The sequence below is a fragment of the Actinomadura sp. NPDC000600 genome (genome assembly GCF_040492135.1).
Taxonomy (GTDB): Bacteria; Actinomycetota; Actinomycetes; order Streptosporangiales; family Streptosporangiaceae; genus Spirillospora.
Map to the genome: position 1 here is coordinate 50,933 of NZ_JBEUPD010000037.1, position 25,767 is coordinate 76,699.

General features: G+C 72.0%; 26 protein-coding genes and 3 tRNA genes. 23 read left to right on the forward strand and 6 right to left on the reverse strand.

Annotated features, from left to right (window positions below):
* Positions 1 to 40: 40 nt before the first annotated feature.
* The 18 genes from ABWI07_RS36150 to ABWI07_RS36235 all read left to right on the forward strand — a co-directional run bounded on the left by ABWI07_RS36150 (position 41) and on the right by ABWI07_RS36235 (position 18,135).
* Positions 41 to 1,672: a DUF2079 domain-containing protein gene (locus ABWI07_RS36150; protein ID WP_353821314.1), complete on the forward strand. Its 1,632-nt coding sequence runs from the start codon at positions 41 to 43 to the stop codon at positions 1,670 to 1,672.
* A 406-nt stretch (positions 1,673 to 2,078) separates the two neighbouring features.
* Complete coding sequence (locus ABWI07_RS36155; RefSeq protein WP_235036615.1) at positions 2,079 to 2,717, forward strand: thymidylate synthase family protein; 639 nt, start codon at positions 2,079 to 2,081, stop codon at positions 2,715 to 2,717.
* 173 nt (positions 2,718 to 2,890) lie between these two features.
* A complete protein-coding gene (serA, locus tag ABWI07_RS36160; protein WP_149257888.1) occupies positions 2,891 to 4,480 on the forward strand; it encodes a phosphoglycerate dehydrogenase in 1,590 nt (529 codons plus the stop codon).
* Positions 4,481 to 5,394: 914 nt separating this feature from the next.
* Positions 5,395 to 6,339, forward strand: a complete 945-nt coding sequence (locus tag ABWI07_RS36165) for an NAD-dependent epimerase/dehydratase family protein (RefSeq protein ID WP_353821315.1) — start codon at positions 5,395 to 5,397, stop codon at positions 6,337 to 6,339.
* 6 nt (positions 6,340 to 6,345) lie between these two features.
* Positions 6,346 to 7,338 carry an RNA polymerase sigma-70 factor gene (locus ABWI07_RS36170; protein ID WP_353821316.1) on the forward strand — a complete coding sequence of 331 codons (993 nt, stop codon included), beginning with the start codon at positions 6,346 to 6,348 and terminating at the stop codon, positions 7,336 to 7,338.
* Positions 7,339 to 7,348: 10 nt separating this feature from the next.
* Positions 7,349 to 7,987 carry a (2Fe-2S)-binding protein gene (locus ABWI07_RS36175; protein ID WP_353821317.1) on the forward strand — a complete coding sequence of 213 codons (639 nt, stop codon included), beginning with the start codon at positions 7,349 to 7,351 and terminating at the stop codon, positions 7,985 to 7,987.
* Between the two features lie 58 nt (positions 7,988 to 8,045).
* Entirely contained in the window at positions 8,046 to 9,095 is a 1,050-nt protein-coding gene (locus tag ABWI07_RS36180; RefSeq protein WP_149257884.1) for a 3-isopropylmalate dehydrogenase, read from the forward strand.
* 175 nt (positions 9,096 to 9,270) lie between these two features.
* Entirely contained in the window at positions 9,271 to 10,374 is a 1,104-nt protein-coding gene (locus ABWI07_RS36185; protein WP_149257883.1) for a branched-chain amino acid aminotransferase, read from the forward strand.
* 275 nt (positions 10,375 to 10,649) lie between these two features.
* Complete coding sequence (gene cimA / locus ABWI07_RS36190; protein WP_149257881.1) at positions 10,650 to 12,227, forward strand: citramalate synthase; 1,578 nt, start codon at positions 10,650 to 10,652, stop codon at positions 12,225 to 12,227.
* A 36-nt stretch (positions 12,228 to 12,263) separates the two neighbouring features.
* On the forward strand, positions 12,264 to 12,542 hold the full coding sequence (locus ABWI07_RS36195) for a GNAT family N-acetyltransferase (RefSeq protein ID WP_149257880.1): 279 nt from the start codon (positions 12,264 to 12,266) through the stop codon (positions 12,540 to 12,542).
* A gap of 331 nt (positions 12,543 to 12,873) precedes the next feature.
* Positions 12,874 to 13,242, forward strand: coding sequence for a tetratricopeptide repeat protein (locus ABWI07_RS36200; RefSeq protein WP_149257879.1), 369 nt, complete (start codon positions 12,874 to 12,876; stop codon positions 13,240 to 13,242).
* A gap of 84 nt (positions 13,243 to 13,326) precedes the next feature.
* Positions 13,327 to 14,949, forward strand: coding sequence for a cellulose binding domain-containing protein (locus ABWI07_RS36205; protein WP_353821318.1), 1,623 nt, complete (start codon positions 13,327 to 13,329; stop codon positions 14,947 to 14,949).
* A 57-nt stretch (positions 14,950 to 15,006) separates the two neighbouring features.
* Entirely contained in the window at positions 15,007 to 15,774 is a 768-nt protein-coding gene (locus ABWI07_RS36210; protein ID WP_353821319.1) for a fumarylacetoacetate hydrolase family protein, read from the forward strand.
* 9 nt (positions 15,775 to 15,783) lie between these two features.
* Positions 15,784 to 16,419, forward strand: a complete 636-nt coding sequence (locus ABWI07_RS36215; protein ID WP_353821320.1) for a DUF2461 domain-containing protein — start codon at positions 15,784 to 15,786, stop codon at positions 16,417 to 16,419.
* 101 nt (positions 16,420 to 16,520) lie between these two features.
* Positions 16,521 to 16,592 (forward strand) — tRNA-Gln (locus ABWI07_RS36220).
* A 24-nt stretch (positions 16,593 to 16,616) separates the two neighbouring features.
* Positions 16,617 to 16,689, forward strand: a tRNA-Glu gene (locus ABWI07_RS36225).
* Between the two features lie 524 nt (positions 16,690 to 17,213).
* Positions 17,214 to 17,289: transfer RNA gene (locus ABWI07_RS36230), tRNA-Glu, on the forward strand.
* Between the two features lie 147 nt (positions 17,290 to 17,436).
* Complete coding sequence (locus ABWI07_RS36235) at positions 17,437 to 18,135, forward strand: phosphatase PAP2 family protein (RefSeq protein WP_149257875.1); 699 nt, start codon at positions 17,437 to 17,439, stop codon at positions 18,133 to 18,135.
* On the opposite strand, the gene ABWI07_RS36240 is transcribed toward ABWI07_RS36235, so the two are convergent.
* Positions 18,038 to 18,775, reverse strand: coding sequence for a TioE family transcriptional regulator (locus ABWI07_RS36240; protein ID WP_149257874.1), 738 nt, complete (start codon positions 18,773 to 18,775; stop codon positions 18,038 to 18,040). The two genes, ABWI07_RS36235 and ABWI07_RS36240, sit on opposite strands and share 98 nt — an antisense overlap.
* Before the next feature lie 81 nt (positions 18,776 to 18,856).
* On the opposite strand from ABWI07_RS36240, the gene ABWI07_RS36245 reads away from it, so the two are divergent.
* The 3 genes from ABWI07_RS36245 (at position 18,857) to ABWI07_RS36255 (ending at position 20,995) form a co-directional block, all read left to right on the forward strand.
* Entirely contained in the window at positions 18,857 to 19,996 is a 1,140-nt protein-coding gene (locus ABWI07_RS36245; protein ID WP_353821321.1) for an erythromycin esterase family protein, read from the forward strand.
* A 152-nt stretch (positions 19,997 to 20,148) separates the two neighbouring features.
* Positions 20,149 to 20,649 (forward strand): MerR family transcriptional regulator, encoded by a 501-nt coding sequence (locus tag ABWI07_RS36250; protein WP_149257872.1) that lies wholly within the window; start codon positions 20,149 to 20,151, stop codon positions 20,647 to 20,649.
* 13 nt (positions 20,650 to 20,662) lie between these two features.
* A complete protein-coding gene (locus tag ABWI07_RS36255; RefSeq protein ID WP_149257871.1) occupies positions 20,663 to 20,995 on the forward strand; it encodes a YnfA family protein in 333 nt (110 codons plus the stop codon).
* A gap of 2 nt (positions 20,996 to 20,997) precedes the next feature.
* On the opposite strand, the gene ABWI07_RS36260 is transcribed toward ABWI07_RS36255, so the two are convergent.
* Genes ABWI07_RS36260 through ABWI07_RS36270 form a run of 3 tightly spaced genes read right to left on the reverse strand, consistent with a single transcriptional unit; the run spans position 20,998 to position 22,811 of the window.
* Entirely contained in the window at positions 20,998 to 21,798 is an 801-nt protein-coding gene (locus tag ABWI07_RS36260; RefSeq protein ID WP_149257870.1) for a MerR family transcriptional regulator, read from the reverse strand.
* Complete coding sequence (locus tag ABWI07_RS36265; RefSeq protein WP_353821322.1) at positions 21,795 to 22,283, reverse strand: VOC family protein; 489 nt, start codon at positions 22,281 to 22,283, stop codon at positions 21,795 to 21,797. The genes ABWI07_RS36260 and ABWI07_RS36265 overlap by 4 nt, the downstream gene beginning before the upstream one ends.
* Positions 22,284 to 22,316: 33 nt before the next feature.
* Entirely contained in the window at positions 22,317 to 22,811 is a 495-nt protein-coding gene (locus ABWI07_RS36270) for a cupin domain-containing protein (protein WP_149257868.1), read from the reverse strand.
* 58 nt (positions 22,812 to 22,869) lie between these two features.
* On the opposite strand from ABWI07_RS36270, the gene ABWI07_RS36275 reads away from it, so the two are divergent.
* Positions 22,870 to 23,574, forward strand: coding sequence for a TetR/AcrR family transcriptional regulator (locus ABWI07_RS36275; protein WP_149257867.1), 705 nt, complete (start codon positions 22,870 to 22,872; stop codon positions 23,572 to 23,574).
* A gap of 115 nt (positions 23,575 to 23,689) precedes the next feature.
* Here the strand turns inward: ABWI07_RS36275 and ABWI07_RS36280 are convergent, their stop codons facing one another.
* Together ABWI07_RS36280 and ABWI07_RS36285 are read right to left on the reverse strand one after the other, a co-directional pair.
* Entirely contained in the window at positions 23,690 to 24,157 is a 468-nt protein-coding gene (locus ABWI07_RS36280; protein ID WP_200841702.1) for a RidA family protein, read from the reverse strand.
* On the reverse strand, positions 24,154 to 24,855 hold the full coding sequence (locus ABWI07_RS36285) for an NADPH-dependent F420 reductase (protein ID WP_149257865.1): 702 nt from the start codon (positions 24,853 to 24,855) through the stop codon (positions 24,154 to 24,156). The genes ABWI07_RS36280 and ABWI07_RS36285 overlap by 4 nt, the downstream gene beginning before the upstream one ends.
* A gap of 195 nt (positions 24,856 to 25,050) precedes the next feature.
* Here ABWI07_RS36285 and ABWI07_RS36290 point away from each other — a divergent pair, with 195 nt between their 5' ends.
* Complete coding sequence (locus ABWI07_RS36290; RefSeq protein WP_149257864.1) at positions 25,051 to 25,371, forward strand: ArsR/SmtB family transcription factor; 321 nt, start codon at positions 25,051 to 25,053, stop codon at positions 25,369 to 25,371.
* The last annotated feature ends 396 nt before the right edge of the window (positions 25,372 to 25,767 follow it).

Below are 25,767 nucleotides of genomic sequence, written 5' to 3' on the forward strand. Positions count from 1 at the left end.
CGCTCGGCCACGCGCCGGCGCTGGTGGTAGCGTCCGGCGCGTGGTCGAGGCGGTTGCGGTGGAGGGACCGGCCGGGGGCTCCTCCGCAGGCCGCGGGGGAGCCGCCCGGCGTCGGCGTGCCGCCCTGGCGGCGCTGGTGGCGGCGAGCGCGCTGCTGTACGCGGTGTACTCGCTGATGCGGCTGCGCGCCTTCCGGGCGGGCAGCTACGACCTGGTGATCTTCGACCAGGCGATCCGCTCCTACAGCCGGTTCGGCCTGCCGGTCGCGATCGTCAAGGGCGTCCACAACGACTTCGGTCCCGACTTCTCGATCCTCGGCGACCACTTCTCGCCGATCCTCGCGCTGCTCGCGCCGCTCTACTGGATCCACGACGGCCCGGCGACGCTGCTCGTCGCGCAGGCCGTCCTGCTCGCGCTGGCGATCCTCCCGATCTGGCGGTACACCGAGCGGAGGCTCGGCGCCGGCGCCGCCTACTGCGCGGCGGGCGCCTACGCTCTGTCCTGGCCGATCGCCGAGGCGCTGGCCTTCGACTTCCACGAGGTCGCCTTCGTCCCGCTGCTGTCGGCGCTGATGATCGAGCGGTACGACGCGGGACGCCGCGGCCAGGCGGCCGCCGCCGCGTTCGCCCTCCTGCTGGTCAAGGAGGACATGGGCCTACTCCTCGCCGGCTTCGGCCTCTACCTCCTGACCCGCCCCACCCCCCACCCCCCACGCTCCCCGCGCGCCCATGGCTCCCCGCGCGGCCTCGACTCTCCGCGCGGTCTGCGCTTTCTGCGCGGCCTGCGCGTTCCGCGCGGCCTCGGCTTTCTGCGCGGGCTGCCGGCGCCGGGGGAGCGGCGGGCGGGGCTGGCGTACGTCGCGGTCGGGCTGGGCGCCACCTGGTTCTGCTCCCGCGTGGTCATCGCGGCGTTCGGCGGGGACAACGACTACTACTGGGCGTACGGCGACCTCGGCCCCGACCTTCCCCACGCGGCGGTGCACGCCGTCACCCACCCGTGGGACGTCGTGCGCGTCCTCGGCGACCCGCCGCGGAAGCTCCTCACGATGGCGCTGGTGCTGCTGCCGCTGCTCCTGCTGCCGCTGGCGTCCCCGCTGACCCTGACGGCCGTCCCGCTGCTCGCGGAGCGGATGCTCGCCAGCCGGTTCGGCAACTGGTGGGAGCCCCACTACCACTACAACGCCTTCATCGTCGCCGTGCTCGTCCTGGCGGCGGCGGACGGCGCGGCGCGGCTGCGCGGGCGGGCCCGGTTCGCGAGCGGGCGGCTCGGACGGCTGCCGTCCGCCGCGCCGATGGCCGGGATCCTCGCTGCCATGGTCGCGTGCGCGCCGTTCTTCGCCTACCGGCACCTCGCCGACCCCGCGCTGTGGCGGCAGAACGAGCGGGCCAGGGCGGCGTCCGCGGCGGCCGCGCGCATCCCGGACGGCGCGCTCGTCGAGGCCGCCAACGGCGTCGGCCCGGCGCTGACGTCCCGCGCCCGCGTGCTGCTGTGGGACGACCGGTCGCACGGCGCGCCCTGGGTGGTCGCGCAGGTGAGGCGGCTGGAGTTCCCCTTCGCCTCGCCCGCCGAGCAGCGGCGGCGGGTCGAGGAGCTGAAGGCGGAGGGGTACCGGGAGGTGTTCCGGCGGAACGGCTACATCGTGCTGTACCGGGACGTCCCCGACCCCTGGTGAGGCGGGCCCCTGACAGGCCGCCCTCGGTAAGGCGGGCCCCTGGTAAGGCAAAACGCGGCTTTTGGACGGATTGTCCGCTGACCGATCATCGTCGCACGCGTCAGAATGCCGGTGAAGGCACCGATCCGCCAATCATCCCTATCCTTTCCGGGTACTTTGCCAGATACTTGAGGGGAGCCGTGGCGGCCGCGGCCGGCGCGGGAGAACCTGCGCGAACACCCCGTGACCTCGGCCGGTGCGGGCCTTTGGGGCGTGTGCATGAGCGGTGTGAGGCGGAACGGCGGCGAGGCGATGGCACCGGCGAGTGGTGCACCGGAATTCCCCGCCCGGCGGGCAATGCGAGGTGCGGGCGAATCCCCGGTCCGCGCGGCGGGCCGGCGCGCGGGCAGCGGCGAGGAGCCGTGACATGCCGGGGCGGGAGGACAACGACGTCCGGCGCTTCGAGACGTGCGGGCAAGCGTGGATCGGGGTCCTGCGGCACGTGTGGGCGGCAGGGGAGGCGGGGCTGGAGGACGGCGGCCCCATCATCGAGGGGCCGCCGCTGCTGTTCGAGATCTGCTCGCTGAGCTGGGAGGACCCGATCCTGCGCGAGTACGGCGACCGGGAGCGGCTCGTCCGGCGGGCGCAGGAGCGCACCCGCCGGGCCGTCCGCGGGCGGCTCTGGCCGCGGCTGCACGACCTGCAGGGCCACGACCAGATCCGGTGGGTGGTCGACCTGCTTCGCGCGCGGCCGTGGACGACCAGCGCGTGGATCTCGCTGACGATCCCGGGCGAGCCGGCCGACGGGCTGCCGGCGCTGACCGCGCTGTCGTTCCGCATCCGCGGCTACCGGCTGATCATGACGGCGATGTTCCGGTCGCAGAACGTCCACCGCGCCTACCTGGCGTACATCCCGCTGCGCGAGGTGCAGCTCCAGGTCGCCGACGAGCTGGGCCTGCCGCCCGGGCCGCTGCGGGTGTTCGTGGACGTCCCGCACGTGCACGTGGCCGACGCGGAGCGGGTCGCGTCCGTGCTCGTCTCGGTGCCGGAGCCGAACGCCGCCTGACGAACCCGGCGCGGCGGGACGAACCGGAGTTACCGGTGGGTCTTTCCCTGCCGCGAACCGGTGCCGCCCCCGGGTTATAGACTCGCCGGCGGGGGCGAGGGCACGACGAGGTGACTCGCGACTTCACCTGCACACAGCACACGAACATCCACTTTTCGAAGGACTGTTTCCTCTTGAGCAAGCCCGTCGTCCTCGTCGCAGAAGAACTCTCCCCGGCCGGCATCGCCGTGCTGGAGGCCGACTTCGACGTCCGGCACGTCGACGGCAGCGACAAAGAACAGCTGCTGCCCGCCGTCGCGGACGTGGACGCCCTGATCGTCCGCAGCGCCACCAAGGTCACCGCCGAGGTGTTCCGCCACGCCAAGAAGCTCCGGGTCGTCGCCCGGGCAGGCGTCGGCCTCGACAACGTCGACGTGGAGGCCGCCACCAAGGCCGGCGTCATGGTCGTCAACGCGCCGACGTCCAACATCGTCACCGCCGCCGAGCATGCGATCGCGCTGCTCCTCGCCACCGCCCGGAACGTGCCGCAGGGCCACTCCGCGCTCAAGCAGGGCGAGTGGAAGCGCTCCAAGTACACCGGCGTCGAGCTCCAGGGCAAGACCGTCGGCGTGCTCGGGCTCGGCCGCATCGGCGTCCTCGTCGCGCAGCGCCTCGCCGCCTTCGACATGAACGTGATCGCGTTCGACCCCTACGTCCAGGCCGCCCGCGCCGCCCAGCTCGGTGTGAAGCTCGTCACCATCGACGAGCTGCTCCGCGAGAGCGACTTCATCACCGTCCACCTGCCGAAGACGCCCGAGACCCTCGGCCTCATCGGCGACCGCGAGCTCCAGCAGGTCAAGCCGTCCGTCCGCATCGTCAACGCCGCCCGCGGCGGCATCGTCGACGAGGCCGCCCTCGACCTCGCGCTCAAGGACGGCCGGGTCGCCGGCGCCGGCATCGACGTGTTCAGCACCGAGCCGTGCACCGAGAGCCCGCTGTTCCACCACGACAGCGTCGTCGTCACCCCGCACCTCGGCGCCAGCACACACGAGGCGCAGGAGAAGGCGGGCACCCAGGTCGCCCGCTCGGTGAAGCTCGCGCTGTCCGGCGAGTTCGTCCCGGACGCCGTGAACGTGCAGGGCGGCGCCGTCGCCGAGGACGTCAAGCCCGGCCTGCCGCTCGCCGAGAAGCTCGGCCGCATCTTCACCGCCCTCGCAGGCGGCGTCCCCGTCCGGCTGGACGTGGTGGTCCGCGGCGAGATCGCCGAGCACGACGTCAAGGTGCTGGAGCTGGCCGCCCTCAAGGGCGTCTTCGTGGACGTCATCGAGGAGGCCGTGACCTTCGTCAACGCGCCGCTGCTGGCCCGCGACCGCGGCGTCGAGGTCACCCTCACCACCAGCGAGGACAGCCCCGACTGGCGCAACGTCGTCCAGGTCCGCGGCACGATGTCCGACGGCTCCGTGGTGTCGGTCTCGGGGACCCTCACCGGCCCCAAGCACGCCGAGCGGATCATCGAGATCAACGGCTACAACATGGAGCTCGTCCCGACCGAGCACATGGCGTTCTTCTCCTACGTCGACCGCCCCGGCATCGTCGGCGCGGTCGGCAAGCTCCTCGGCGACGAGCAGGTCAACATCGCCGGCATGCAGGTCGGCCGCGATGCCAAGGGCGGCAAGGCGCTGATCGCCCTCACCGTCGACTCGGCGATCTCCCCGCAGCTCGTCGACGCCATCACACGCGAGGTGGGCGCCGACATGGGCCGCCGCGTCGACCTGGAAGGCTGATCCGGGGGTTCCCCGGGAGAATGCGCAGGCTGATCGCCGGTCCGGGATCGCCCCCAGACCGACGCGGACGCTGAGCTTCGGGCGGGTGTCCGGCCAGGTGCCGGACACCCGCCCGTCTCATATGCCGAGATTTTGGGCCACGGGTCGGGACAACCCGCCGGACCGCGGGTAACCTCGCAGTAGTCATGCGGCGTTACGTGGTAATCCTTCGCTGCCGCAGCGGGGCCTGATCATCGGCAGGCCGGCACCCGCTGCGGAGGCTCTGCCTGGCCATGAGTCCGATATCGCGCCGGACCGTGCGAACCACGGTCTCCCCGGCGGCCCCTCTGGCCACCAGCTCAGCGATCGGAGCAACCCATCATGAACGAAACCCAGAACAACGCCCCCGCCGAAGACGCCCAGGAAGAAGTCGCCCGCGCCCTGCAGACGGCCCTGGACAGGCGTGCTGATTGATTTTTCTCCTCCTTCGGGCCTGAAGGCCCTCCATCGTCGAAAAAATCGGGGCGATCGCTGGCATCGCTCCGTCTCGCCTTGGCGGCTCGCTGCTGTGTTCATGGCAGTGCCCTCCTCCTTCGGGCCTTGGCGGCCCTCCATCGTCGGGCACTGCGGGCGATCGCTGGCATCGCTCCGTCTCGCCTGGCGGCTCGCTGCGCGATCAGGTTCTCGCAGGCTCGAACCTGCCTTCGGACGCGATCGCGACCATTGAGGTCGTCGCGTGGTCGCGGCGCGGGCTGAGGTCAGCGCACCCGGTCTTTCCTCCTCGGCCGTCTTGGTAATCGCTGGGCTTGGTTCGTCGCCTCCTGCGCCGTGAGGTGAGCCGGGGCTGTGTTCTCGGTCACTGCTGTTCATGGGGGGTGGGGGCGTTTCGTCTTCTGTTCGAGCGCGACTTGGGGAGCGCAACGAACGGAGGCGTTATGAAGATCTTCATCGCGGGGGCGTCGGGGGCGATCGGGGGGCACCTTGTCTCCCAGTTGGTGGCGCGTGGGCATGCGGTTGTCGGTACGACCCGGTCGCCTGCCAAGACGGCTGGGCTTCGGAAGCTGGGCGCGGAACCGGTGGTCGTCGACGCGCTCGACCCCGACTCGGTGGCCGACGCGGTGGCGCGGGCCGAGCCGGAGGTGATCGTCCATCAGCTCACCGCGTTGAGCGGGCCGGTGGACTTCCGGCGTGTGAAGCGGATGGCGGCCGCCACCGACCGGCTGCGCACCGAAGGCACCGACCACCTGCTGGCCGCTGCGCGCGCCGCCGGCGTCGGCAGGTTCGTGGCGCAGAGCCACTCCATGTGGATGGAGCGCACCGGCGGACCGCTCGCCGACGAGAACGACCGGATCGAGCCGAATCCGCCCGCGGACGTGGCGAGGTCGGTGGCCGCGCTGCGCCACCTGGAGGAGGCGGTGACCGGCATCACCTGGGGCGACGGGATCGCGCTTCGCTACGGTGGCTTCTATGGCCCCGGGACCGGCATCAGCGCAGCGCCGGACGCCGTGATGGCCGAGCAGATCGGCAAGCGGAAGTTCCCGATCGTCGGCGGTGGCGGCGGGGTGTGGTCGCTGGTGCACATCACCGATGCGGCGTCCGCCACGGTCGCGGCCATCGAACGCGGCAAGCCCGGGATCTACCACGTCGCCGACGACGAGCCGGCGCCCGTGCGCGTCTGGTTGCCGGAGCTGGCCCGCGCGCTCGGCGCCCCGCCGCCGCGCCGCGTCCCCGCCTGGCTCGTACGGCTGCTGGCCGGAAAGGGACCCGTGGACATGATGACGCAGGCCCGCGGGGTCTCCAGCGAGAAGATCAAGCGTGAACTGGGCTGGACGCCGCAGTACCCCACCTGGCGTACGGGTTTCACCGACGGGTTGAGGTAGTCCGGCTTGTCCGCCAACGATCTGTACGACGAGCTGCGGCCGCGGGCGTTCGCCATCGCCTACCGGATGCTCGGCAGCGTCAGCGAAGCCGAGGACGTGGTGCAGGAGGCGCTCCTGCGGCTGCACCAGACCCTGGAGCGCGGCGAGCGGATCCTGTCGCCGCGGGCGTACATCGCCACGCTGGTCACCCGGTTGGCCATCGACCAGTTGCGCTCCGCACGGGCACGGCGGGAGCAGTACGTGGGCGAATGGCTGCCGGAACCGCTGGCCCTCGAACCGTCCCCGGCCGATCAGGCGGAGACCGGCGACTCGCTGTCGCTGGCCTTCCTGGTGCTGCTGGAGAGCCTGTCGCCGCGGCAGCGGGCCGCGTTCCTGCTGCGGGAGGTGTTCCAGTATCCGTATGGCGAGGTCGCCGAGATCATCGGTAGCGATGTGGACGGAACGCGGCACCTCGTGGCGCGGGCGCGGCGCCACGTCCAGGAACACCGGCCTCGCTACCACGCCTCCCGGGGGCAGCGGCGGCAACTGGCTCAGCGTTTCTTCGCCGCCGTCGAGCAGGGCGACCTGCGGGCGCTCGAAGAACTGCTGGCGCGGGACGTGGCGCTGCACGGCGACGGTGGCGGCAAGGTGCCCGCACTGGGGCGGCCGGTCAACGGACGGCGGCGCGTGGCCCATGTCCTGACGGCGGTGCGGCCCGCGCTGGCCCATGCCGGTGGCGTGCGCTTCCGCATCGCGGAGGTCAACGGGCAGCCGGGAGCCCTGGTGTTCGACACCCGGGACCTGTTGGTCGCGGTGGTGGGATTGGAGATCGCCGACGGGCGGGTCCAGACGATCCACTCCATCGTCAACCCCGACAAGCTTCAGCATTTCGACCGGGTCGGCGATCTCGGTGCGCTGGTGCGTACGGGCCGCCGGGGCACCGACGCGCGCGTCCGGCGGGAGGACGGGGCGGCGGCGGTGCGAGACTGGGGGAGTGGCGGGGCGGGTCGAGGGGATTGAGGTCCGGGACGTGTTGCGGCGCGTTGCGGGGATCGGGCCGTACTTCGAGCTCGTCACGGAGTCCTCGGACGGGCCTGGTTGGCGGGTGTTCCCCGGGGGCGTCGAGCTGCTGCGGGAGGCGGCCCGCGACTATGCCGGGAGGCTCGGGACGGACGAGATCCGTGTGGCCGCCTCGCTGCTCTTCCAGGGGCTCGCGGCGCGGGTGTGGTCGCCGGTCGTCGCGGCGGCGGCCCTCGGGGTCGTCCCCGATCTGTCGGGGCTGCGATGGCGGTGGGCACCGGGGGAGCCGATCGCGCTGGGGGTTCCCGATCCCCGGGGGTGGCGTGCGGAGGACGTGGCCGAGGCCGCTGAGCTCGTTCTCCCCATGGTCGTGGACGGGCTGCTGCGCCCTCTGCGGGAGGCGATGCTGGGCTTCGTCAGGCTCGCGGACGGGCTGGTGTGGGGCAATGCCGCGTCCGCCCTCGCCGGGAGCCTGAACGTCGGGCCGGACGATCCCGGACGGGTCGCGATCGTGCGGGAGTTGCTCGCGCGCGAACCGCTGGCCGGGACGGGTGCCTTCGGGCCGCGCGGGTACGTTCGAAACAACTGCTGCCTGTACTACCGGGTCCCCGGTGGCGGCATGTGCGGCGATTGCGGGCTGGCGCGTTGAATGACCGAAATATGAGACGAAAGCCCAAGCACTGAGACGTTTGCAGTAGAGTGCGCGCATGGCTTCGCGCAGCATTCGTCTGGCCGTCATCCCGGGTGACGGGATCGGCCCCGAGGTGGTCGCCGAGGGGCTCAAGGTCCTCGACGCCGTGTCCGGCGACCTCACGTTCGAGCAGACGTCCTACGACCTGGGCGCCGCCCGCTGGCACCGCACGGGGGAGACGCTGCCCGACTCGGTCCTGGACGAGCTGCGCGAGCAGGAGGTCATCCTGCTCGGCGCCGTCGGCGACCCGAGCGTGCCGAGCGGGACGCTGGAGCGCGGGCTGCTGCTGCGGACCCGGTTCGAGCTGGACCACTACGTCAACCTGCGCCCGGTGAAGCTGTTCCCGGGCGTCAGCACGCCGCTGGCCGGCGTGACCCCCGACGACATCGACATGGTCGTCGTCCGGGAGGGCACCGAGGGCCCGTACACCGGCGTCGGGGGAGTCCTGCGCAAGGGCACCCCGCACGAGGTCGCCACGCAGGAGAGCGTCAACACGGCCTACGGCGTCGAGCGGGTCGTCCGGTACGCGTTCGAGGTCGCGGCGTCGCGGCCGCGGAAGAAGCTCACGCTCGTCCACAAGGACAACGTCCTCACCTTCGCCGGCGACCTCTACCAGCGGACGCTGAAGCGGGTCGCCGAGGAGTACCCGCAGGTCGCCACCGACTACTGCCACGTCGACGCCGCCACGATGTTCTTCGTCAGCCGGCCGCAGCGGTTCGACGTCGTGGTCACCGACAACCTGTTCGGCGACATCATCACCGACATCGGCGCCGCGATCGCGGGCGGCATCGGGCTCGCCGCGTCCGGCAACGTCAACCCCGACCGCACCGCGCCCTCGATGTTCGAGCCGGTGCACGGCAGCGCCCCCGACATCGCCGGGCAGGGCAAGGCCGACCCGACCGCCACGATCCTGTCGGTCGCCATGCTGCTCGACCACGTCGGCGAGGGCGACGCCGCCCGCCGCGTCGAGCAGGCCGTCTCGGACGACCTGGCCGAGCGCGCCGCGCTCGGCGCCCGGTCCACGTCCCAGATCGGCGACGCGATCGCCAAGCGAGTATCCGGCTAGGGGCACGCCGCCTCCGGCCAGACCGGGCGTGCCCTCGCGGCGCGCCCGGTTTTCGCATGTCCTGCCCGGGTGGCGCCGCATGGAGGAGCAGGTCTAGACGAAGTAGGACAATGGGGACTAGGAAGCCGATGCGGCGATGGGGCCGCCTGGGCGATCCGCGAGAGGACGAACCGCGATGAGCGACACCCTGGAATTCGAGATCACGCGCACCGAGCGGCCCGCGACCGCCGACGAACGCGCGCGGATCCTGGCCGATCCCGGTTTCGGCCGGTACTTCACCGACCACATGGTCACGATCCGGTACTCGGCCGAGCGCGGCTGGCACGACGCGAAGCTCGAACCCTACGGGCCCATCCCGATGGACCCGGCCTCGCAGGTGTTCCACTACGCCCAGGAGCTCTTCGAGGGCCTCAAGGCCTACAAGCAGCCGGACGGCTCGGTCGTCACCTTCCGGCCGTACATGAACGCGGCGCGGATGAACCGGTCCGCCAGGCGGATGGCGATGCCGGAGATCCCCGAGCAGCTGTTCGTGGACGCCGTCGAGCTGCTCGTCCGCACCGACAAGGACTGGGTGCCCGACACCGAGGGGCACAGCCTCTACCTGCGGCCCTTCATGTTCGCCACCACCCGCGCGCTCGGCGTCAACAGCCCGGCGAACGAGTTCCTCTTCATGGTCATCGCGTCCCCGTCCGGCCTCTACTATCCGCGCGGCATCAAGCCCGTCTCGGTCTGGCTGTCGCAGGACTACACGCGCGCGGCGCCCGGCGGCACCGGCGAGGCGAAGTTCGGCGGCAACTACGCCGCGTCCTTCGCCGGCCAGGCCGAGGCCGTCGCGCAGGGCTGCGACCAGGTCGTCTGGCTCGACGCGGTGGAGCACCGCTGGGTCGAGGAGGTCGGCTCGATGAACCTGATGTTCGTCTACGGCTCCGGCGCGCAGGCCCGGCTCCTCACCCCCGCGCTCACCGGCACGCTGCTGGCCGGGGTCACCCGCGACTCGATGCTCAAGCTGGCGCCCGACCTCGGCGTCCCCACCGAGGAAGGCAAGATCAGCATCGACGAGTGGGAGGAGGGCTGCCGGTCCGGCGAGATCACCGAGGTGTTCGGCTGCGGCACCGCCGCGATCATCAGCCCGGTCGGCCGGGTCAAGGGCCGGGACCGCGAGTGGACGATCGGCGACGGCGAGCCCGGCGAGGTCTCGATGCGGCTGCGCCAGGAGCTCGTCGGCATCCAGTACGGCACCCGTCCCGACCCGTACGGCTGGGTCCACAAGATCGTCTGATCGGCGCCGCCGGCGGCGCGCGCCCGTGGCGGGCCGCGCCGCCGGGCCGCGCCGCCGCGCCGTGTCCGCCGCCGACCTGCCGCTCGTCTCGGCATGTGAGACGGATGTCCCAGATCTTCGGACGGTGTGGCAGACTGGGCGCATCATGCGCCACAGCCTCGTGATTATCGGCTGGCGCGCCGGCAGCTAACGGGACACCGCCGGCGCGCAGACCTCTCACGTCCGTGAGGGGTCTTTTTTGTGCCCTGGCGCTGAGCCCTCTGGGGGTTCCTCACATGCAAGGCGACGCATTCCACGTCTACGACACCACCCTGCGCGACGGGTCGCAGCAGGAGGGGCTCAACCTCTCCGTGCCCGACAAGCTCGCGATCGCGCGGCATCTGGACGACCTGGGCATCGGCTTCATCGAGGGCGGCTGGCCGGGCGCCAACCCCAAGGACACCGAGTTCTTCAGGCGGGCCCGAACAGAGCTCGACCTGAAGCACGCGCGGCTCACCGCGTTCGGCGCGACCCGCCGGGCCGGGGTGAAGGCGGCCGACGACCCCCAGGTCGCCGCTCTGCGCGACTCCGGCGCGTCCGTCGTGACCCTGGTCGCCAAGAGTCACGACAGGCACGTCGAACTGGCCCTCCGCACGACGCTGGAAGAGAACCTCGCGATGATCCGCGACACGGTCTCCCACCTGCGTGCGGAGGGCCAGCGGGTCTTCCTGGACGCCGAGCACTTCTTCGACGGCTACAAGGCCAACCGCGCCTACGCGCTTGAGGCCGTGCGCACCGCCGCCGAGGCCGGCGCCGACGTCGTCGCGCTCTGCGACACCAACGGCGGCATGCTGCCGGACGAGCTGGCCGAGGTCGTGCACGAGGTCGTCGGCCACGGCGTCCGGGTCGGCATCCACTGCCACGACGACTCCGGCTGCGCGGTCGCCAACACGCTCGCCGCCGTCAAGGCGGGCGCGACGCACGTCCAGGGCTGCGCGAACGGCTACGGCGAGCGCAGCGGCAACGCCAACCTGTTCACCGTCGTCGGGAACCTCCAGCTCAAGCGCGGCATGGACCTCGTCTCCGGCGACCAGCTCGCCGAGATGACGCGGATCGCGCACGCCGTCTCCGAGGTCACCAACGTCGCGCCGAGCTCGCAGCAGCCGTACGTGGGCGTGTCCGCGTTCGCGCACAAGGCCGGGCTGCACGCGTCCGCCGTCAAGATCGACCCCGACCTCTACCAGCACATCGACCCGGCCGCCGTCGGCAACGACATGCGGATGCTGGTGTCCAGCATGGCCGGGCGCGCGTCCGTCGAGCTGAAGGGCCGCGAGCTCGGCTACGACCTGTCCGGGGAGAAGGCCAAGGCAGTAGTGGACAGGGTGAAGGAGCTGGAGTCCACCGGCTACACCTTCGAGGCCGCGGACGCCTCGTTCGAGCTGCTGCTGCGCGAGGAGCTGACCGGCGTCCGGCAGCGGCACTTCGAGGTCGAGTCGTGGCGGTCGATCGTCGAGCGCCGCCCGGACGGGTCCATGGTCAGCGAGGCCACCGTCAAGCTGCACGCCAAGGGCGAGCGGATCATCGCGACCGGCGAGGGCAACGGCCCCGTCAACGCCCTCGACAACGCGCTGCGGATCGCGCTCGGCCGCCTCTACCCGGAGCTGGCGCGGCTGGAACTCGTCGACTACAAGGTCCGCATCCTGGAGGGCGCCCACGGCACCGACGCGCGGACCCGGGTGCTGGTCGAGTCCAGCGACGGCGAGCGCGAGTGGGGGACCGTCGGCGTCGAGGACAACGTCATCGCCGCGTCCTGGCAGGCGCTGGAGGAGGCCGTGACCTACTGCCTGCTCCGGGCCGGCTACGAGGCGGGCTGACGGGAATCTCCTGGCGGCCGCAGGCATTATCGGAGCATGAGCACTGAGATCACCGACAACGCCGAGCAGAGCCGCTACGAGATCAGGCTGGACGGCGAACTCGCCGGGTTCGTCGAGTACGAGCGGGGAGAGGGCGCCCTCGTCTTCATCCACACCGAGGTCGACCCCGCGTTCGGCGGCAAGGGCGTGGGAAGCTCGCTGGCCCAGGGCGCCTTGGACGACGTCCGTGCCAAGGGCCTGTCGGTCGTCCCGGTGTGCCCGTTCATCAAGAAGTGGATCGGCAAGCACCCGGACTACAAGGATCTGGTGCGCTAGCCGTGTCGCCGCGGTGCTCACGGATGACCGGGGGAGTCATCTTGCCCGTTCGAAAACGAGCAACTTTCCGTGAGCACCGGTGCGGTCGCGCAGAAAGTCCGCCGATCCGGCGAAACCGGTGGCGGATTTCAGTTGAAGGATCCACTATAGAAGTCGCGCGGCACGCGTGCGGTATTCGCGTGCCGTGTTCGAACCGACGCTGTGTCCTGTGAAGCCGTGTCCCTGTGACACCGTGGCGCTGGAAGACGCTGTGTTATTTGAACCGTGTTCCCGTGAGGACGCCGTGTTCCCGCGAACCGACGTCAGTGACCCGACCTGCCGGAGTGATCGTATGCCCGTCCGACCCTGGAGCCCCGAGGACCTTGGGCGTCCCACGGACGGGACCTGGGCGGACGTGGCGTTCGGCCTCGGCGAGACGTTCGAGCGCGAGGGCCACCTGGAGCAGGCCGCCGACTGGTACCGGCGCGCCGCCGAGTCCGGGAGCGCCGACGCCGCGCTGCGCCTCGGCGCCGTCCTCGGGCGGATGGCCGACGCCGGAGCCGACGACGCGGCCGACGAGCTGCTGGCCGAGGCGACCCGGTGGCTCAGCGGCGCCCAGGACGCCACCACCCCCGACGCCATCGAGCTGATCACCGCCACGCTCAACCGGCAGATGCGGCAGGCCGCCCGCCGCGGCCTCGAACCGGCGCCGGCCGGCTGACGCGTTCAGGCCCCCGGATGTGAACCTATCCGCCATGCTCGTCGTCGGACTCCATGAGGTCGACGACAGCGGAAGGTGGACGAGTTGAGCGGCGATGAGCCCGGGTACGTGCCCCCGGACCACAAGACCACCGCCGAGTTCCGCGTTCCCGGCAAGGGCGCGGTGCCCGAGGACCCGGGCCGGCCGGGCACGGCGGCCGATGCGACCGCCGTGGACGAGCCGGTGGACACCCTCTTCGACGCGGGCGCCACGTCCCAGGACGCCACTCGGATGGACGGCGTGACGTTCCAGGACCTTCCCGCCGGCGCCGCCGACGACCCGGAGGACGATCCCGAGGACGACCCCGAGACGACGTACCAGGACGGCCCTGCCGACGACCTGGCCGACGACCCGGAGGACGGACCGGCGGCGTTCGGGGACGGCCCGCCCGTCATCACCTTCCAGAAGCCGCCGCCCCCGGACGCCGAGGACGAGGCGCCCGCGACCGTGGTCGAGCCGCCCGCGACCGTGGTCGAGGCGTCGGTCACCGCCACCGACATCCCCATGAAGCAGCCCGCCGAGCCCGCATCGTCCGTCCCGCCCCAGCCGGAGCCGGTGGCCTTCGAGCACGGCGCGATCCCGGCGCCGGTGTACGCCCAGGCGCCCGTTCCCCTTCAGGCGCCCGTGCCCCAGCAGGAGCGCACTCCCGAGCGGGCGCCCCTCTCCGAGCCGGAGCCCCCTCAGCAGGTGCCCGCCTCGGAGCAGGCGCCGCCCGCGGAGGTTGCGGCACAGGCCGCCGCGCCGGTGCCGCCGCCGGCGGTCCCCGAGGCGCCGTGGACGGAGCAGTTCGCCGCCGAGGCAGAGGCGGCGACCCCGGCGGAGGGCGGGCCGGCGTTCGCCTACGCGATGCCCGCGACACCGCCTCCCGCCCAGGGCGCACCGCCTCCTCCCCATCAGGGCACGCCGCCCCCTCACCAGGGCGCGATGCCTCCGGCCCAGGGCACGATGCCGCCGAACGAGTCCACCGTCCCGCCGGTGCCGCCCGCGGTCGCCTCGCCGTCCGGCGGGCTTCCCGGAGGGCCGCGTCCGTCCCGCTCGGGACGGCCGATGATCCTCATCGGGCTGGTCGCCGCGGTGGTGGTCCTGGTCCTGGCCGGCGTCGCGGTGCTGATGCTCGGCGGCGGCTCCGACACGAAGGGGAAGGACGGCAGGCAGGCGTCCCCGGCTGCGAGCACGCCCGGGACGGAGGGCGGCGGCGCGGGGCCCGCGTCCCCCGGCGCCCCCTCGCCCGGCGGCGCGCCCGCGACGCCCCCGCAGTCCGGAGGCCCGTCCGCCCAGCCGCCCGGAGGTCAGCAGCCGGGCGGGCAGCAGCCCGGCACGCCGCCTCCGGCGACCACCGCCCCGGTCGGGCCGCTGGTGCAGGGCAAGGGCGTCACGTACCAGCTCGTCCAGCAGGACGAGGGGTACTTCGAGGGCAAGTTGGTCATCACGAACCGCACCAAGAAGCCCATGAAGGCCTGGAAGCTGACGTTCAAGGCCCCGGGCGCGGACGTGAAGAACATCTGGGGCGCGCGGCTCGTGCACGGCGGCTCCACCGTCGAGATCAGGAACCTGGACGGCGCCCCCGCGATCCCGCCCGGCGAGACGTGGGACATCCAGTACGGCGCGGCCGGAACGGCGTCCACCCCGAAGTCCTGCCAGCTGAACGGCAGGGCATGCGGCTTCTGACCGGCGCGGCGGTCCGGACGGCCTGCTTGATCGGAGCGGCGTACTAGGCTCTTGACCATGCGTATCGCAAGGTTCTCCACCGACGAGGGCATGTCCTTCGGCGTGGTGGAGGAGAACACCGTCGCCGTCATCGCGGCCCACCCGTTCGGCGAGCTGACCTTCACCGGGCAGCGCCTCCCGCTCGCCGACGTCCGGCTGCTCGCGCCGATCCTGCCCAGCAAGATCATCGCGATCGGGAAGAACTACGCCGACCACGTCCGCGAGATGGGCGGGGACGAGCCGCCCGCCGAGCCGGTGCTGTTCTCCAAGCCGTCCACCGCCGTGATCGGCCCGGGGGAGGCGATCGCCTACCCGCAGAAGCTGTCCGAGCGCGTCGACCACGAGGGCGAGCTCGCCGTCGTCATCGGCCGGATGTGCCGCGAGGTCCCGGCGTCCCGCGCCGCCGAGGTCATCCTCGGCTACACCTGCGCCAACGACGTCACCGCCCGCGACCTCCAGGCCAAGGACGGGCAGTGGACGCGGGCCAAGGGCTTCGACACGTTCTGCCCGATCGGCCCGTGGATCGAGACCGAGGTCGACCCCGCCGACCTCGCGATCTCCACGACCGTCAACGGCGAGGTCCGGCAGGAGGCCCGCACGTCCCTGCTGCTGCACGACATCCCCACGCTGGTCGAGTACGTCAGCCAGGTCATGACGCTGCTGCCCGGCGACGTCATCCTGACCGGCACCCCCGCCGGCGTCGGCCCGCTGGAGATCGGGGACGAGGTCACCGTCACCGTCGAGAACATCGGCAGCCTCACCAACCGCGTCATCCCCCGCGACTGAGGAGCGCTGGTGTTCACCGGCTTCAGCGACGAGGCCTTCGCCTTCTACGAGGGCCTGCAGGCCGACAACAGCAAGACCTACTGGACGTCCCACAAGGACGCCTACGAGCGCCACGTGCGCGAACCTCTGACCGAGCTGTGCGCCGAACTCGAAGACGAGTTCGGCGCGGTCAAGCTCTTCCGCCCCTACCGCGACGTCCGGTTCAGCAAGGACAAGTCGCCCTACAAGACGCACCAGGGCGGCCACACCAGCGAGGGCTTCTACATCCAGGTCGACGCGGACGGCCTCATGGTCGCGGGCGGCATGTACGCCCCCACCCCCGACCAGCTCCGTCGCTACCGCGAAGCCGTCGCCTCCGACACGTACGGCGCCGAACTGCAGGCCGTCGTGGACGCCCTCCGCGCCGCGGGCATGGAGATCGCCGGCGACCGCCTCAAGACCCGCCCGCGCGGGACGGACCCCGACCACCCCCGGCTGGACCTGCTGCGCCACCGCTCCCTCTATGCCCGCGAGGGCTGGCCCGCCGACCCGTGGATGTCCGACCCCGACGAGGTCCTGGCCCGGGTCCGCGCCTCCTGGCGGCGCCTCCGGCCCCTCGTCGCCTGGGGCCGCGAGCACATCGGGCCGCCCGACTTCACCCGCTGACCCACCGGCCGGCCAATCGTTTTGGCCCTACTCCCGCTGTCCTGTATTCTCATCGAGGCGCGAGCGACCAGCCGGAAACGGCTCGGGAGCCCGTACCTCACTGGGGTATGGTGTAAACGGCAGCACGAGTGATTCTGGTTCACTTAGTCTAGGTTCGAGTCCTGGTACCCCAGCTGCGTCCGCCCAGGCGGACACACGCCCCCGTCGTCTAGTGGCCTAGGACGCCGCCCTCTCAAGGCGGTAACGGCGGTTCGAATCCGCTCGGGGGTACGTGGCGGGCTTCCCTGCTCGGTGGGCCTTCGGCCCACCTTCGCCGGGGCCCGCAGTGTCTTCCCAGGGGGCGACCCCCTGGAACCCCCGAGGCGGGCTTCCCTGCTCGGTGGGCCTTCGGCCCACCTTCGCCGGGGCCCGCAGTGTCTTCCCAGGGGGCGACCCCCTGGAACCCCCGATGTTCGGGCTTCGCCCTCACTTTCGCTGGGGCGTACGCGTAGAGCGTTTTTCTTGTGCGACGTCCAAGAGGGTTTTCTGCGCCTTCCTGCGGTTTCTTCTGGCCGGGCGGCCGAATTCGTGTCTTCGACGATGTGAGTTGTTGCGTCTGTGGGGCGCTGAGAAGGCGTTCTCGGCGGAACTCGTCTCCGCCCACCTCGTCGGCCACGCAGGCGGAAGTCATGGGGGCGTCCGCAACGGTGTCGGGGTCCTCATGGGGATTCGGGGGAAACCGGTTCGAGGTGGGGGTCGGGGTCCGGTAAGCTGGGCGAGGCCCGCGCGGGAGATCGCGTAAGGGTCATGGTCCTGCCCCCGTCGTCTAGTGGCCTAGGACGCCGCCCTCTCAAGGCGGTAACGGCGGTTCGAATCCGCTCGGGGGTACCAGCACTTCTTTCGGACGCGGTTCTGGGCGCCTTCTTCCTCTTTCTGTGTGCTCGGTGACGAGCTCGTCTCGTGCTGCACGGGTGGGGAGCATGTGATCCTGACGTCCTGATGAGGTGGTTCCGGCTCGCGCCGGGGAATGCTCCCGCCGTGAGGTGGGGGTCCAGGAGCTGGTACGCGCTGCTGGTGGCGGTCATGGTGGCCGTCACGGTGGACGTCCTGCTGGACGGTCCGCTCCGCCGCCTCGACTGGATCGTCCACGAGTGGAGCGACGCGCACATCCGGGGCTTGCGGCTCACGGCGGTGGACGTCTTCGCATGGCTCGGTCAGCGCGGCTACCTGGCCCGGGTCATCGTCCCGCTCGCGATCATCGCCGCGATCCGGCGGCGTTCTCTGCGGTACCCGCTGGTGAGCGTGCTGATCGTGGGTGTCCTCTCGGGGCTGCAGCTGCTGCTGAAGGCGGCGATCCCCCGGACGTTCCCGATCAGCGGAACCGATGTGCTGTTCGTCCGCGGCGACGCCTACCCGTCCGGCCACACGCTCAACGGGTTCGTGCTCATCTGGGTCATCCTCGAACTGGCGGTCGTCGCCTTTCCCCGGTGCGCCGCGGCACTGCCGCCGCGCCGCCGCCGCGACGTCGCGGTGGTGACGGGAACGATCACGGCGGTGGCCCTCACCGTGGTCGACAAGCACTGGCTCACCGACTGCCTGTTCAGCCTCGCCCTCGGGCCCGTCCTGCTGCAGGCCCTGATCACCCTGGATCCCTTCGCCCCCTGGCGCGGTCGAGCACGTCCAGGTAATGGCTCACCTGAGCCGACGCGTCGAGCATCGCGCGACCCCGCGCGGTGAGCCTGCGGCGCCAGTCGTCCAGGGCCTCGGCCAGGGGTTCGGTGCCGCCCGCCGTCCGGACCTGCCGGACCACGGTCGCGATGTGCTCCAGCGGGTAGCCGCCGCGCCTGAGGAGGTGGGCGAGCTCCGCGTCGCGGACGTCGCTCGCCTGGAAGACCCGGTAACCGGTGGACGGATCGCGCGCCGGCGCGAGGATGCCGGCGCCTTCCCAGTTGCGCAGGGTCGCGGGGGTGACGCCGAGCCGGTGGGCGAGTTCGCCGATGGTCCGGGGACCGGGGACGGCCGAGCGGTCCGGGACGGGGCCGGGCTCCTCCAGCAGGTGGTTCACCGCGCTCCTCACCGCGGCGAGGGTCTCCCGGTCGCGGAGCACCTGGTCGTGGCCGCGGTCGACGACCAGCAGGGCGTCGTCGAGGTCGCCGTCGTTGACCGCGTTCATGATCCGGCCGCCGGCCGCGTGCCCGAACGCCGGGACGAGCGCGAGGAAGGCGCGCAGGGCGGCCGCGTGCACCTCGGTGTAGATCCGGTAGCCGCTGGGCGTGCGCTCCGCGGGCGGGAGGAACCCGTCGCGCTCGTAGTTGCGCACCGCCTGCGGCGAGATGCCGTGCTCCCGCGCGAGGTCGGACGGCCGCAGGGTGATCACCGCTTTGAGGGTTCTCCGGGAGTTCTCCCGGTCATGGGCAGGAAAGTATCAACCGTTTTTTCAACGATACGATTTCACCACATGAGTCAGGACATGCGCGACTTCGCGCCCCCGTCATGCGACCTGCTGGCGTTCGGCGAGCCGACGCACCTCGAACCGGCCTTCGGCCGCGTCCGCAACGAACTGCTCCCGCGGCTGGCCGACCACGGCTTCCGGTCGGTCGCCATGGAGACCGACCGGGTGGCCGCCCTCGCCGTCGACGACTTCGTCCGGGACGGGAAGGGAAGCCTCGACGCCGTGATGAGCGGTGGCTTCTCGCACGGCTTCGGAGACCTGGAAGCCAACCGGCGGCTGGTCGCCTGGATGCGGGAGTACAACGAGGACCGTCCTCCGCACGAGCGCCTGGCCTTCCACGGCTTCGACGCTCCGATGGAGACCATCAGCGCCCCCAGCCCCCGCGCCTACCTCGAACACGCCCGCGACTACATGGGCCTCGACCTCGACATCGCGGCCCTCACCGGCGACGACCACCGGTGGAGCCGCTCGGAGGCGGTCATGGACCCGGCCATGTCGATCGGCGCGACGGCCGAGGCGGAGAAGCTGCGGACGATCGCAGACGACATGCTCACCGCCCTGTACGAGCGGGCCCCGAAACTGATCGCGGGGACGTCGCGCACCGAGTGGATCCGGGCCCGGATCCGCCTCACCGCCGGGCTCGGCCTGCTGCGCTACCACAAGCGGGCGGCGCAGCGGATCGCGCAGGACGCCCGCGTCTCGCGCCTGGGCGCCACCCGGGACGCGCTCATGGCCCAGAACCTCCTGGACATCAGGGACGAGGAGGCCCGCCGCGGCCCGACCCTCGTCTTCGCGCACAACGCCCACCTGCAGAGGAACCCGAGCCACCTGCGAATGTGGGAGATGGACCTCACCTGGTTCGGCGCCGGCGCCATCATCGCGTCGCTGCTGGACGAGCGGTACGTCTTCGTCGCGGGCAGCCTGGGCCGCAGTGAAACGATCAAGCTGGCGGAGCCCGAGCCGGGCACCTTCGAGGGCGTCCTGCAGAGCCGCGTCACCACCTGGGACCTGACGCCGGCCGCCGCGGTCCCGTCCGCCCGCGTCCGCACCGACACCACCCCCGCCCAGGGCTACTTCCCGCTCGACCAGGCGATCCTCGACACGGCCGACGCGGTCCTGCACATCAGCGACGGCGCCACCGTCTGAGTCCGCGATCCCCCGGACGTCCCGATGGGCCCATCCCGTCGCGCCCTTCTCATCTGCGGCGGGATGCGCTCGGCGGCCTCCGGGGTTGCATCCGGTAGCGAGGTACAGCCTTACCGTCGGGTCGTGGCCTCCGCCGGGGACGAGGAGCAGGGATGACCGAGGTGCCGATCAGGAGCACGCCGTCGCCGGACGTCGCGAGCACCGGGTACGAGGGCCTGCGCTCCGGCCAGGTCGCGGCGGCGGCAGGGGTGAACCCGCAGACGCTGCGCTACTACGAGCGGCGGGGGCTGCTGGCCGAGCCCGCCCGGACGCTGGGCGGGCACCGGCTCTACCCGGTCGAGGCCGTCACGGTGCTGCGGGTGATCAAGACGGCGCAGCGGCTCGGGTTCACCCTGGACGAGGTCGCCGGGCTGCTGGAGGCCGCACGGCACCGGCACGGCCGGCGCGACGCCGGGCTGGCCGTGCGGGCCCGCGCGAAACTGGCGGAGGTGGAGCGGCGCATCGCCGACCTGGAGGTCATCCGGTCCACGCTCCGCGAGGCCCTCGACGCCGGCTGCGACGACCTGATCGCCTGCGCGGGGGAGCCGTGCTGCCCCCTGCCGTTCGCCGAACTCGCGGACCCCGGCAACGCGCCGGAGCGTTCGGACGCATGAGTACGGTTCCGATATGACGATCGCGCGGTCCCTGGTCCTGTTCGTCCTTGCCGCGGTGGCGGAGATCGGCGGCGCCTGGATGATCTGGCAGGGCGTGCGGGAGCACCGGGGCGGCTGGTGGATCGGCGCGGGGCTCGTCGCCCTCGGCCTGTACGGGTTCGTCGCGACCTTCCAGCCCGACGCGCACTTCGGCCGCGTCCTGGCCGCCTACGGGGGCGTGTTCGTCGCCGGCTCCCTGGCCTGGGGCATGGTCATGGACGGTTTCCGCCCCGACCGCTGGGACGCCGCCGGGGCCGCCGTCTGCGTCCTCGGCGTCCTGATCATCATGTACGCCCCGCGCGGCTGAGGTCACTCCCACGTCGCGGACTCCGGGTCCACACCGCGGGCCCGCGCGTTCGCGAAGATCACCTCGCGCAGCCAGGCGCCCAGACCGGGTGCGGACGCGTCGTAGTGCTCGGCGAAGCGGGGATCGGCGCCGAACGACCGGCCGATGCAGACCTGCATCGAGTGCGTGCAGTCGAAATACCGCGAGATCAGGGCGCGGTGCCGTTCCGCGAGGACGTTCGCCTCGGCGGACCCGGGTTCGGCGCCGGCCCCCATCGCCGCGGCGAGGTCGGCCTCCAGCACGGCCGTCTCCGCCGCGACCTCCTTCCAGTCGGCGGGCGTCATCCCGGCCGCCCGCTCGGCGTACTGGGCCCACTGCGCGCTGCCGCCCCAGCGCTCCCCGGCCTCCTCGACCAGGGCGGGCCGCCAGTCGTCACCGAAGATCGCGATCTGCTCCTCCGGCGGCAGCGGCATCCCGGTGTCCAGCGCCTCCATCAGGCGGTCGACCGACGACGCCATCGCCTGCAGGCGGGAGATGCGCTCCGCGAGCTGCGCCCGCTGGCGGCGCAGATGGTCGCGCGCGTCCGTGCCCGGGTCGTCGAGCAGCCGGCCGATCTCGGCGAGCGGCAGCCCCAGCTCCCGGTAGACGAGGACCCGGTGCATCCGGGCGACGTCCTCGCCCGAATACACCCGGTACCCGGCCGCCGTGCGCCCGCTCGGACGCACGAGGCCGACCGCGTCCCAGTGGTGCAGCGTCTTCACGGTCACCCCGACGAGCGCGGCGGCCCGCCCGACGGTGAGGTCCTCGGGGACGTCGATCCTCAAGCGCGCGGCACCTCGATTCCCCCCGCCCGCAGGTAGTCGGCCTGCGGGCCGTCCGGATCGAGCGGCATGGCGGCCGTCATCACGACCCGCGCGTTCTCCGGCGTGCTGATCGTCAGCTCCCTGGAGTTCCACGGCATGTCCGCGGGGCCGCTGGTGCACCCCGGCACCAGCTCCTCGCACCGAGCGATGATCTCATCGAGCTGGCCCAGGACGCACGCGAAGCTGACGCTCATCGGGCCCTCTCCGCCCTCTTCCCCCGGGACGAGGAGGACGTCCTGGAACGCCCAGCGCCGCAGATGGACCACCTGATCCGGGATGGAGAACAGGTCGATGAACCCGAGCCCCCGGATCCAGAAGTCCTTCGAGGCCGCGAAGTCCCGCGTGGGCACGCGGACGAACATCGGCATGCCGTAGATCTCCCGGCAGATGTCGGCCGGCGCCGCGTCGTACGCAGGCAGGGGGACGGGGCTGACGTATTCGCTCATGCCCCGATCCTCAAGCCTCCCGCGACGTCAGGGTCAACCCGCACCGGCCGCCGGTGGAGGGCCGAGGATCTCGATGCGGTGGCGTGCGGCGGCATGGCCGAGCGCCGCGGGGTCGACCGGCTCGGGTTCGGGGAGCCGGCGCTCGCGGGCCGGGACGCCGACCTCCGCGGCGAACTCCTCGAAGCCGGACGGTGTGGTGATCTGCAGACAGCGCAGGGGCTCGCCGGAGCCGACGACGAACGTGTGGGGCAGTCCGACCGGCAGGAGGACGAAGTCCCCCGGGCCGGCGGTGAACTCCTCCCCGTCGCACATGAAGCGGGCGGTCCCGGAAAGGACGTGGAACATCTCGTCCTCCTCCAGGTGCCGGTGCAGCGGCGGAGCGAAGCCGGCCGGCTGGAGGAACTCCGCGACGGTGAGCCGGCCCCGGGTCTGCGCGCCCGCGGCCTTGACGGTGACGAGGTTGCCGAGGAACCACAGCGCCTGCCCTTCGGCGCTCCCGAGGACGTAGGGACGGACGACGGACGCCATGGCCGCCTCCAATTTGAAGAGACAACGTCTATTGAATAATACGCTAGTATGCCTCGTGATGGGCGTCAACGACGGCACGGCGGCCCGCGGGCGGCGCCGGTACGACTCGCCGCTGCGTGATCAGCGGGCCAGGCAGACCCGGCAGGCGATCGTCGCGGCGGCGGGGCGGCTCTTCGTCGACCGCGGTTACGCGGCCGCGTCCCTCGCCGACATCGCCAGGGAGGCCGCGGTGGCGCGACCGACCGCCTTCGCCGCGTTCGGTTCCAAGGCCGCGCTGCTGCGCGAGGTGGTGGACCAGGCGCTGGCGGGCGACGACGAGCCCGTGCCGGTCGCCGAGCGCCCCTGGTTCCGTCCGGTGATGGAAGGGCCGACGCCGGTCGCGGTCCTGACCGCCTACGCCGAGGTCTGCCGCATCATCGGCGCGCGCGCCGCGGAGATCTTCGAGGTGGTGCGCCGGGCCGCGGACGAGGGCCCCGAGCCGGCCGGCCTGTGGGAGACGATGCAGCGCAACCGGCGCGCCGGGGCCGCCATGGTGATCGACCGCATCGAGGCGGTCGGCCCCGGGCGACTCCGCCTCGATCGTGAGCGCGCCGTGGACGTCGTGTGGATGTTCAACGATCCGTCCCACTACCGCTCCCTGGTCCGGACGCGGGGCTGGAGCGAGCAGGAGTACACCGCCTGGACAGCCGACCAGATGCACCATGCCCTCGGCCTCGACGCCCCCGGCCCGCCGCCCGGCCCAAGCGGACCGTCCGCGAATTGACCCGGATGGCCGCTGTGGGGCGGGCGGGGCAGAGGCCGGTCCCCAGGTGGGAGACCGGCCTCTTCGTGCCCGGACAGCGGAGCCGCTTCGCCCGCGCGTCCATGGCTACGGGACGTCAGGACGGTGCGGTGCCCAGCGCCAGCACGACTTCGAGTTCCAGCGGCATCCCGGCGGGCAGCGCCGTCGAGCCGAAGACGAGCCGGCTGTGGCGGGTGGGGGCGAAGGCGGTGTCGAAGACCTCCGACGCCCCGTCCGCCACGGCCGCGTGGTGGCGGAACCCGGGGTCGCAGGCGATGTGCACCGCGAGCCGCACCACGCGCGTCACCGAGTCCAGGCCCGTTTCGGCGTCGGCCACGGCGAGGGCGTTGAGGGCCGCCACCCGGGCGGCCTCGCGGCCGGCCGCCGTGTCGAGCTCCTGTCCGAGGTGTCCCGACATGACGGGCTCTCCGTCGCGCAGCGGCAGCATCCCGCTGAGGAACAGCAGGCCGGAGGCCGCCACGGCGGGGACGTATCGTCCGAGCGGACTGGGCGGTTCGGGAAGGCGCAGTCCGGCCGCCCGCAGGCGCTCGGCCACGGCGCTCACTCGGCGCCGCCCCCGGCTCGGGCGATCAGCGCACCGACGGTGTCGTCCGCCTGGCCGGGCCGCCATGGCCGCCCGAGCAGCGTGTAGTTCATCCGGGGGAAGAAGCCGAGGCGGGTGCCCAGCTCACCGCTGAGCAGCGTCATCCGCTCGACGGTGCGGGCGTTGCTCAGCCGGCCCGCGTCGACGTAGCGGAACGGCGTCCCCTCGCCGAGCGCGATGACCTGCTTCTTGGCGTCCTCGTCGTCGGAGACGACGTAGACGTCGCTGGCGAGTCCGTCGAAGTCCGGCGCGTCGAAGACCTCCCACCACACGTTCTTGAAGGCGCCGACGACGCGGGTGCCGGGCAGCGTCGCGGCGATCTGCTCGGCGCCGCTGGTGTCCCAGGGGGTGATGAAGTCGCTGTAGTCGGCGTTGAACGGGTTGGTGATGTCGATGAGGATCTTGTCCGCGAGCGCCGCGCGCAGGGGTTCCAGCCGGGTCAGCAGGCCGTCGCGCAGGAAGATGGCGGGCAGGACGACGGGCGCCTCCAAGGCCTGGTCGTAGTCGCCGCCGGTGAGGCCCGGGAGGGCGAGGCCCCCGGCGATGCGCCGGGCGCGGGCGGTGTCGCGGGATCCGAGCACGACCTGGTGGCCCGCGCGGGCGTACATCGCCGCCAGCCTCGTCCCCATGCGCCCGGTGCCCAGAATTCCGATCTTCATCGGCGTGCTCCCTGCTGTCGATGGCCGCCGGTCCGGGGCCGGACCGCGGTGCGGTGCGTGCGCCACCCCGCAGGAGGACGCCCGGAGGAAGTTACATCGTCATATAGCTAAATTCAAATATGACTCTGCGTGTGGCCGCCGAGGTGCCGTCCCGCGCGTGCCGGCGCCCCGTGGGGCTGCGGCTACCCTGGCCTCATGAGCGACGTGGTGCAGGGGATCGAGGTCGATGTGCTGCGTGCCCTCTCCAACCGCGCACGGCTGGAGATCCTCCAGTGGCTCAGGGACCCCGCCGCGAACTTCGGCCACCAGGCGGTCGGCGACTTCGACGTCGAAGGGGTGTGCGTGTCGACCATCCAGGAACGGGCGGGCATGTCGCAACCGACCGTCTCGGCCCACCTGAAGATCCTGCATCAGGCCGGCCTCGTCACCCGGCAGAAGATGGGCGCCTGGCACTTCTACAAGCGGGACGAGGGCGCCATCCGCCGGTTCGCCGAGACTCTGGTCACCAGTCTCTAGCCCCCCGGTGCGGCCCGGGTGCTCGTCTCGGCCGGTGCCGGGCATGCGAGAGGGGCGGCCCCCCCGACCGCCCCTCCGCGTCCTCGAAAACCCCTTGGCCCGGCGGGGCATTCCCAGTCCCCGTGAGCGAGTGAACAACATGCTAGTGGAATAGGCGTTGCCGAAGAACTGGAATTGAGGATTCGGCCGTGCGCGGAGGGGAGTCGACCGGCTTCGCCCCGTCTGGCATCGCCGCCCCACTTGCCCAGTGTGCCGGAGAGGTCCCATCTGCACAGGCGACGGAGGCGGGAATCATTGACGATCAACGCTTCGCCGGTGGGGTATTTATGCGGGAATCCTCTCCTGACCTTGGGTGTTACCTGGCATCATGTGCCGTTGTAAGGCCGCGCCGGCGGG

Excerpts from the sequence above, each read along its gene's own strand:
- ABWI07_RS36155 (WP_235036615.1), top strand. The coding sequence starts at position 2,079 with ATGCCGGGGCGGGAGGACAACGACGTCCGGCGCTTCGAGACGTGCGGG.
- ABWI07_RS36165 (WP_353821315.1), top strand. The coding sequence starts at position 5,395 with ATGAAGATCTTCATCGCGGGGGCGTCGGGGGCGATCGGGGGGCACCTT.
- ABWI07_RS36180 (WP_149257884.1), top strand. The coding sequence starts at position 8,046 with ATGGCTTCGCGCAGCATTCGTCTGGCCGTCATCCCGGGTGACGGGATC.
- ABWI07_RS36185 (WP_149257883.1), top strand. The coding sequence starts at position 9,271 with ATGAGCGACACCCTGGAATTCGAGATCACGCGCACCGAGCGGCCCGCG.
- cimA (WP_149257881.1), top strand. The coding sequence starts at position 10,650 with ATGCAAGGCGACGCATTCCACGTCTACGACACCACCCTGCGCGACGGG.
- ABWI07_RS36195 (WP_149257880.1), top strand. The coding sequence starts at position 12,264 with ATGAGCACTGAGATCACCGACAACGCCGAGCAGAGCCGCTACGAGATC.
- ABWI07_RS36200 (WP_149257879.1), top strand. The coding sequence starts at position 12,874 with ATGCCCGTCCGACCCTGGAGCCCCGAGGACCTTGGGCGTCCCACGGAC.
- ABWI07_RS36210 (WP_353821319.1), top strand. The coding sequence starts at position 15,007 with ATGCGTATCGCAAGGTTCTCCACCGACGAGGGCATGTCCTTCGGCGTG.
- ABWI07_RS36245 (WP_353821321.1), top strand. The coding sequence starts at position 18,857 with ATGAGTCAGGACATGCGCGACTTCGCGCCCCCGTCATGCGACCTGCTG.
- ABWI07_RS36250 (WP_149257872.1), top strand. The coding sequence starts at position 20,149 with ATGACCGAGGTGCCGATCAGGAGCACGCCGTCGCCGGACGTCGCGAGC.
- ABWI07_RS36255 (WP_149257871.1), top strand. The coding sequence starts at position 20,663 with ATGACGATCGCGCGGTCCCTGGTCCTGTTCGTCCTTGCCGCGGTGGCG.
- ABWI07_RS36265 (WP_353821322.1), bottom strand. The coding sequence starts at position 22,283 with ATGAGCGAATACGTCAGCCCCGTCCCCCTGCCTGCGTACGACGCGGCG.
- ABWI07_RS36270 (WP_149257868.1), bottom strand. The coding sequence starts at position 22,811 with ATGGCGTCCGTCGTCCGTCCCTACGTCCTCGGGAGCGCCGAAGGGCAG.
- ABWI07_RS36275 (WP_149257867.1), top strand. The coding sequence starts at position 22,870 with ATGGGCGTCAACGACGGCACGGCGGCCCGCGGGCGGCGCCGGTACGAC.
- ABWI07_RS36285 (WP_149257865.1), bottom strand. The coding sequence starts at position 24,855 with ATGAAGATCGGAATTCTGGGCACCGGGCGCATGGGGACGAGGCTGGCG.
- ABWI07_RS36290 (WP_149257864.1), top strand. The coding sequence starts at position 25,051 with ATGAGCGACGTGGTGCAGGGGATCGAGGTCGATGTGCTGCGTGCCCTC.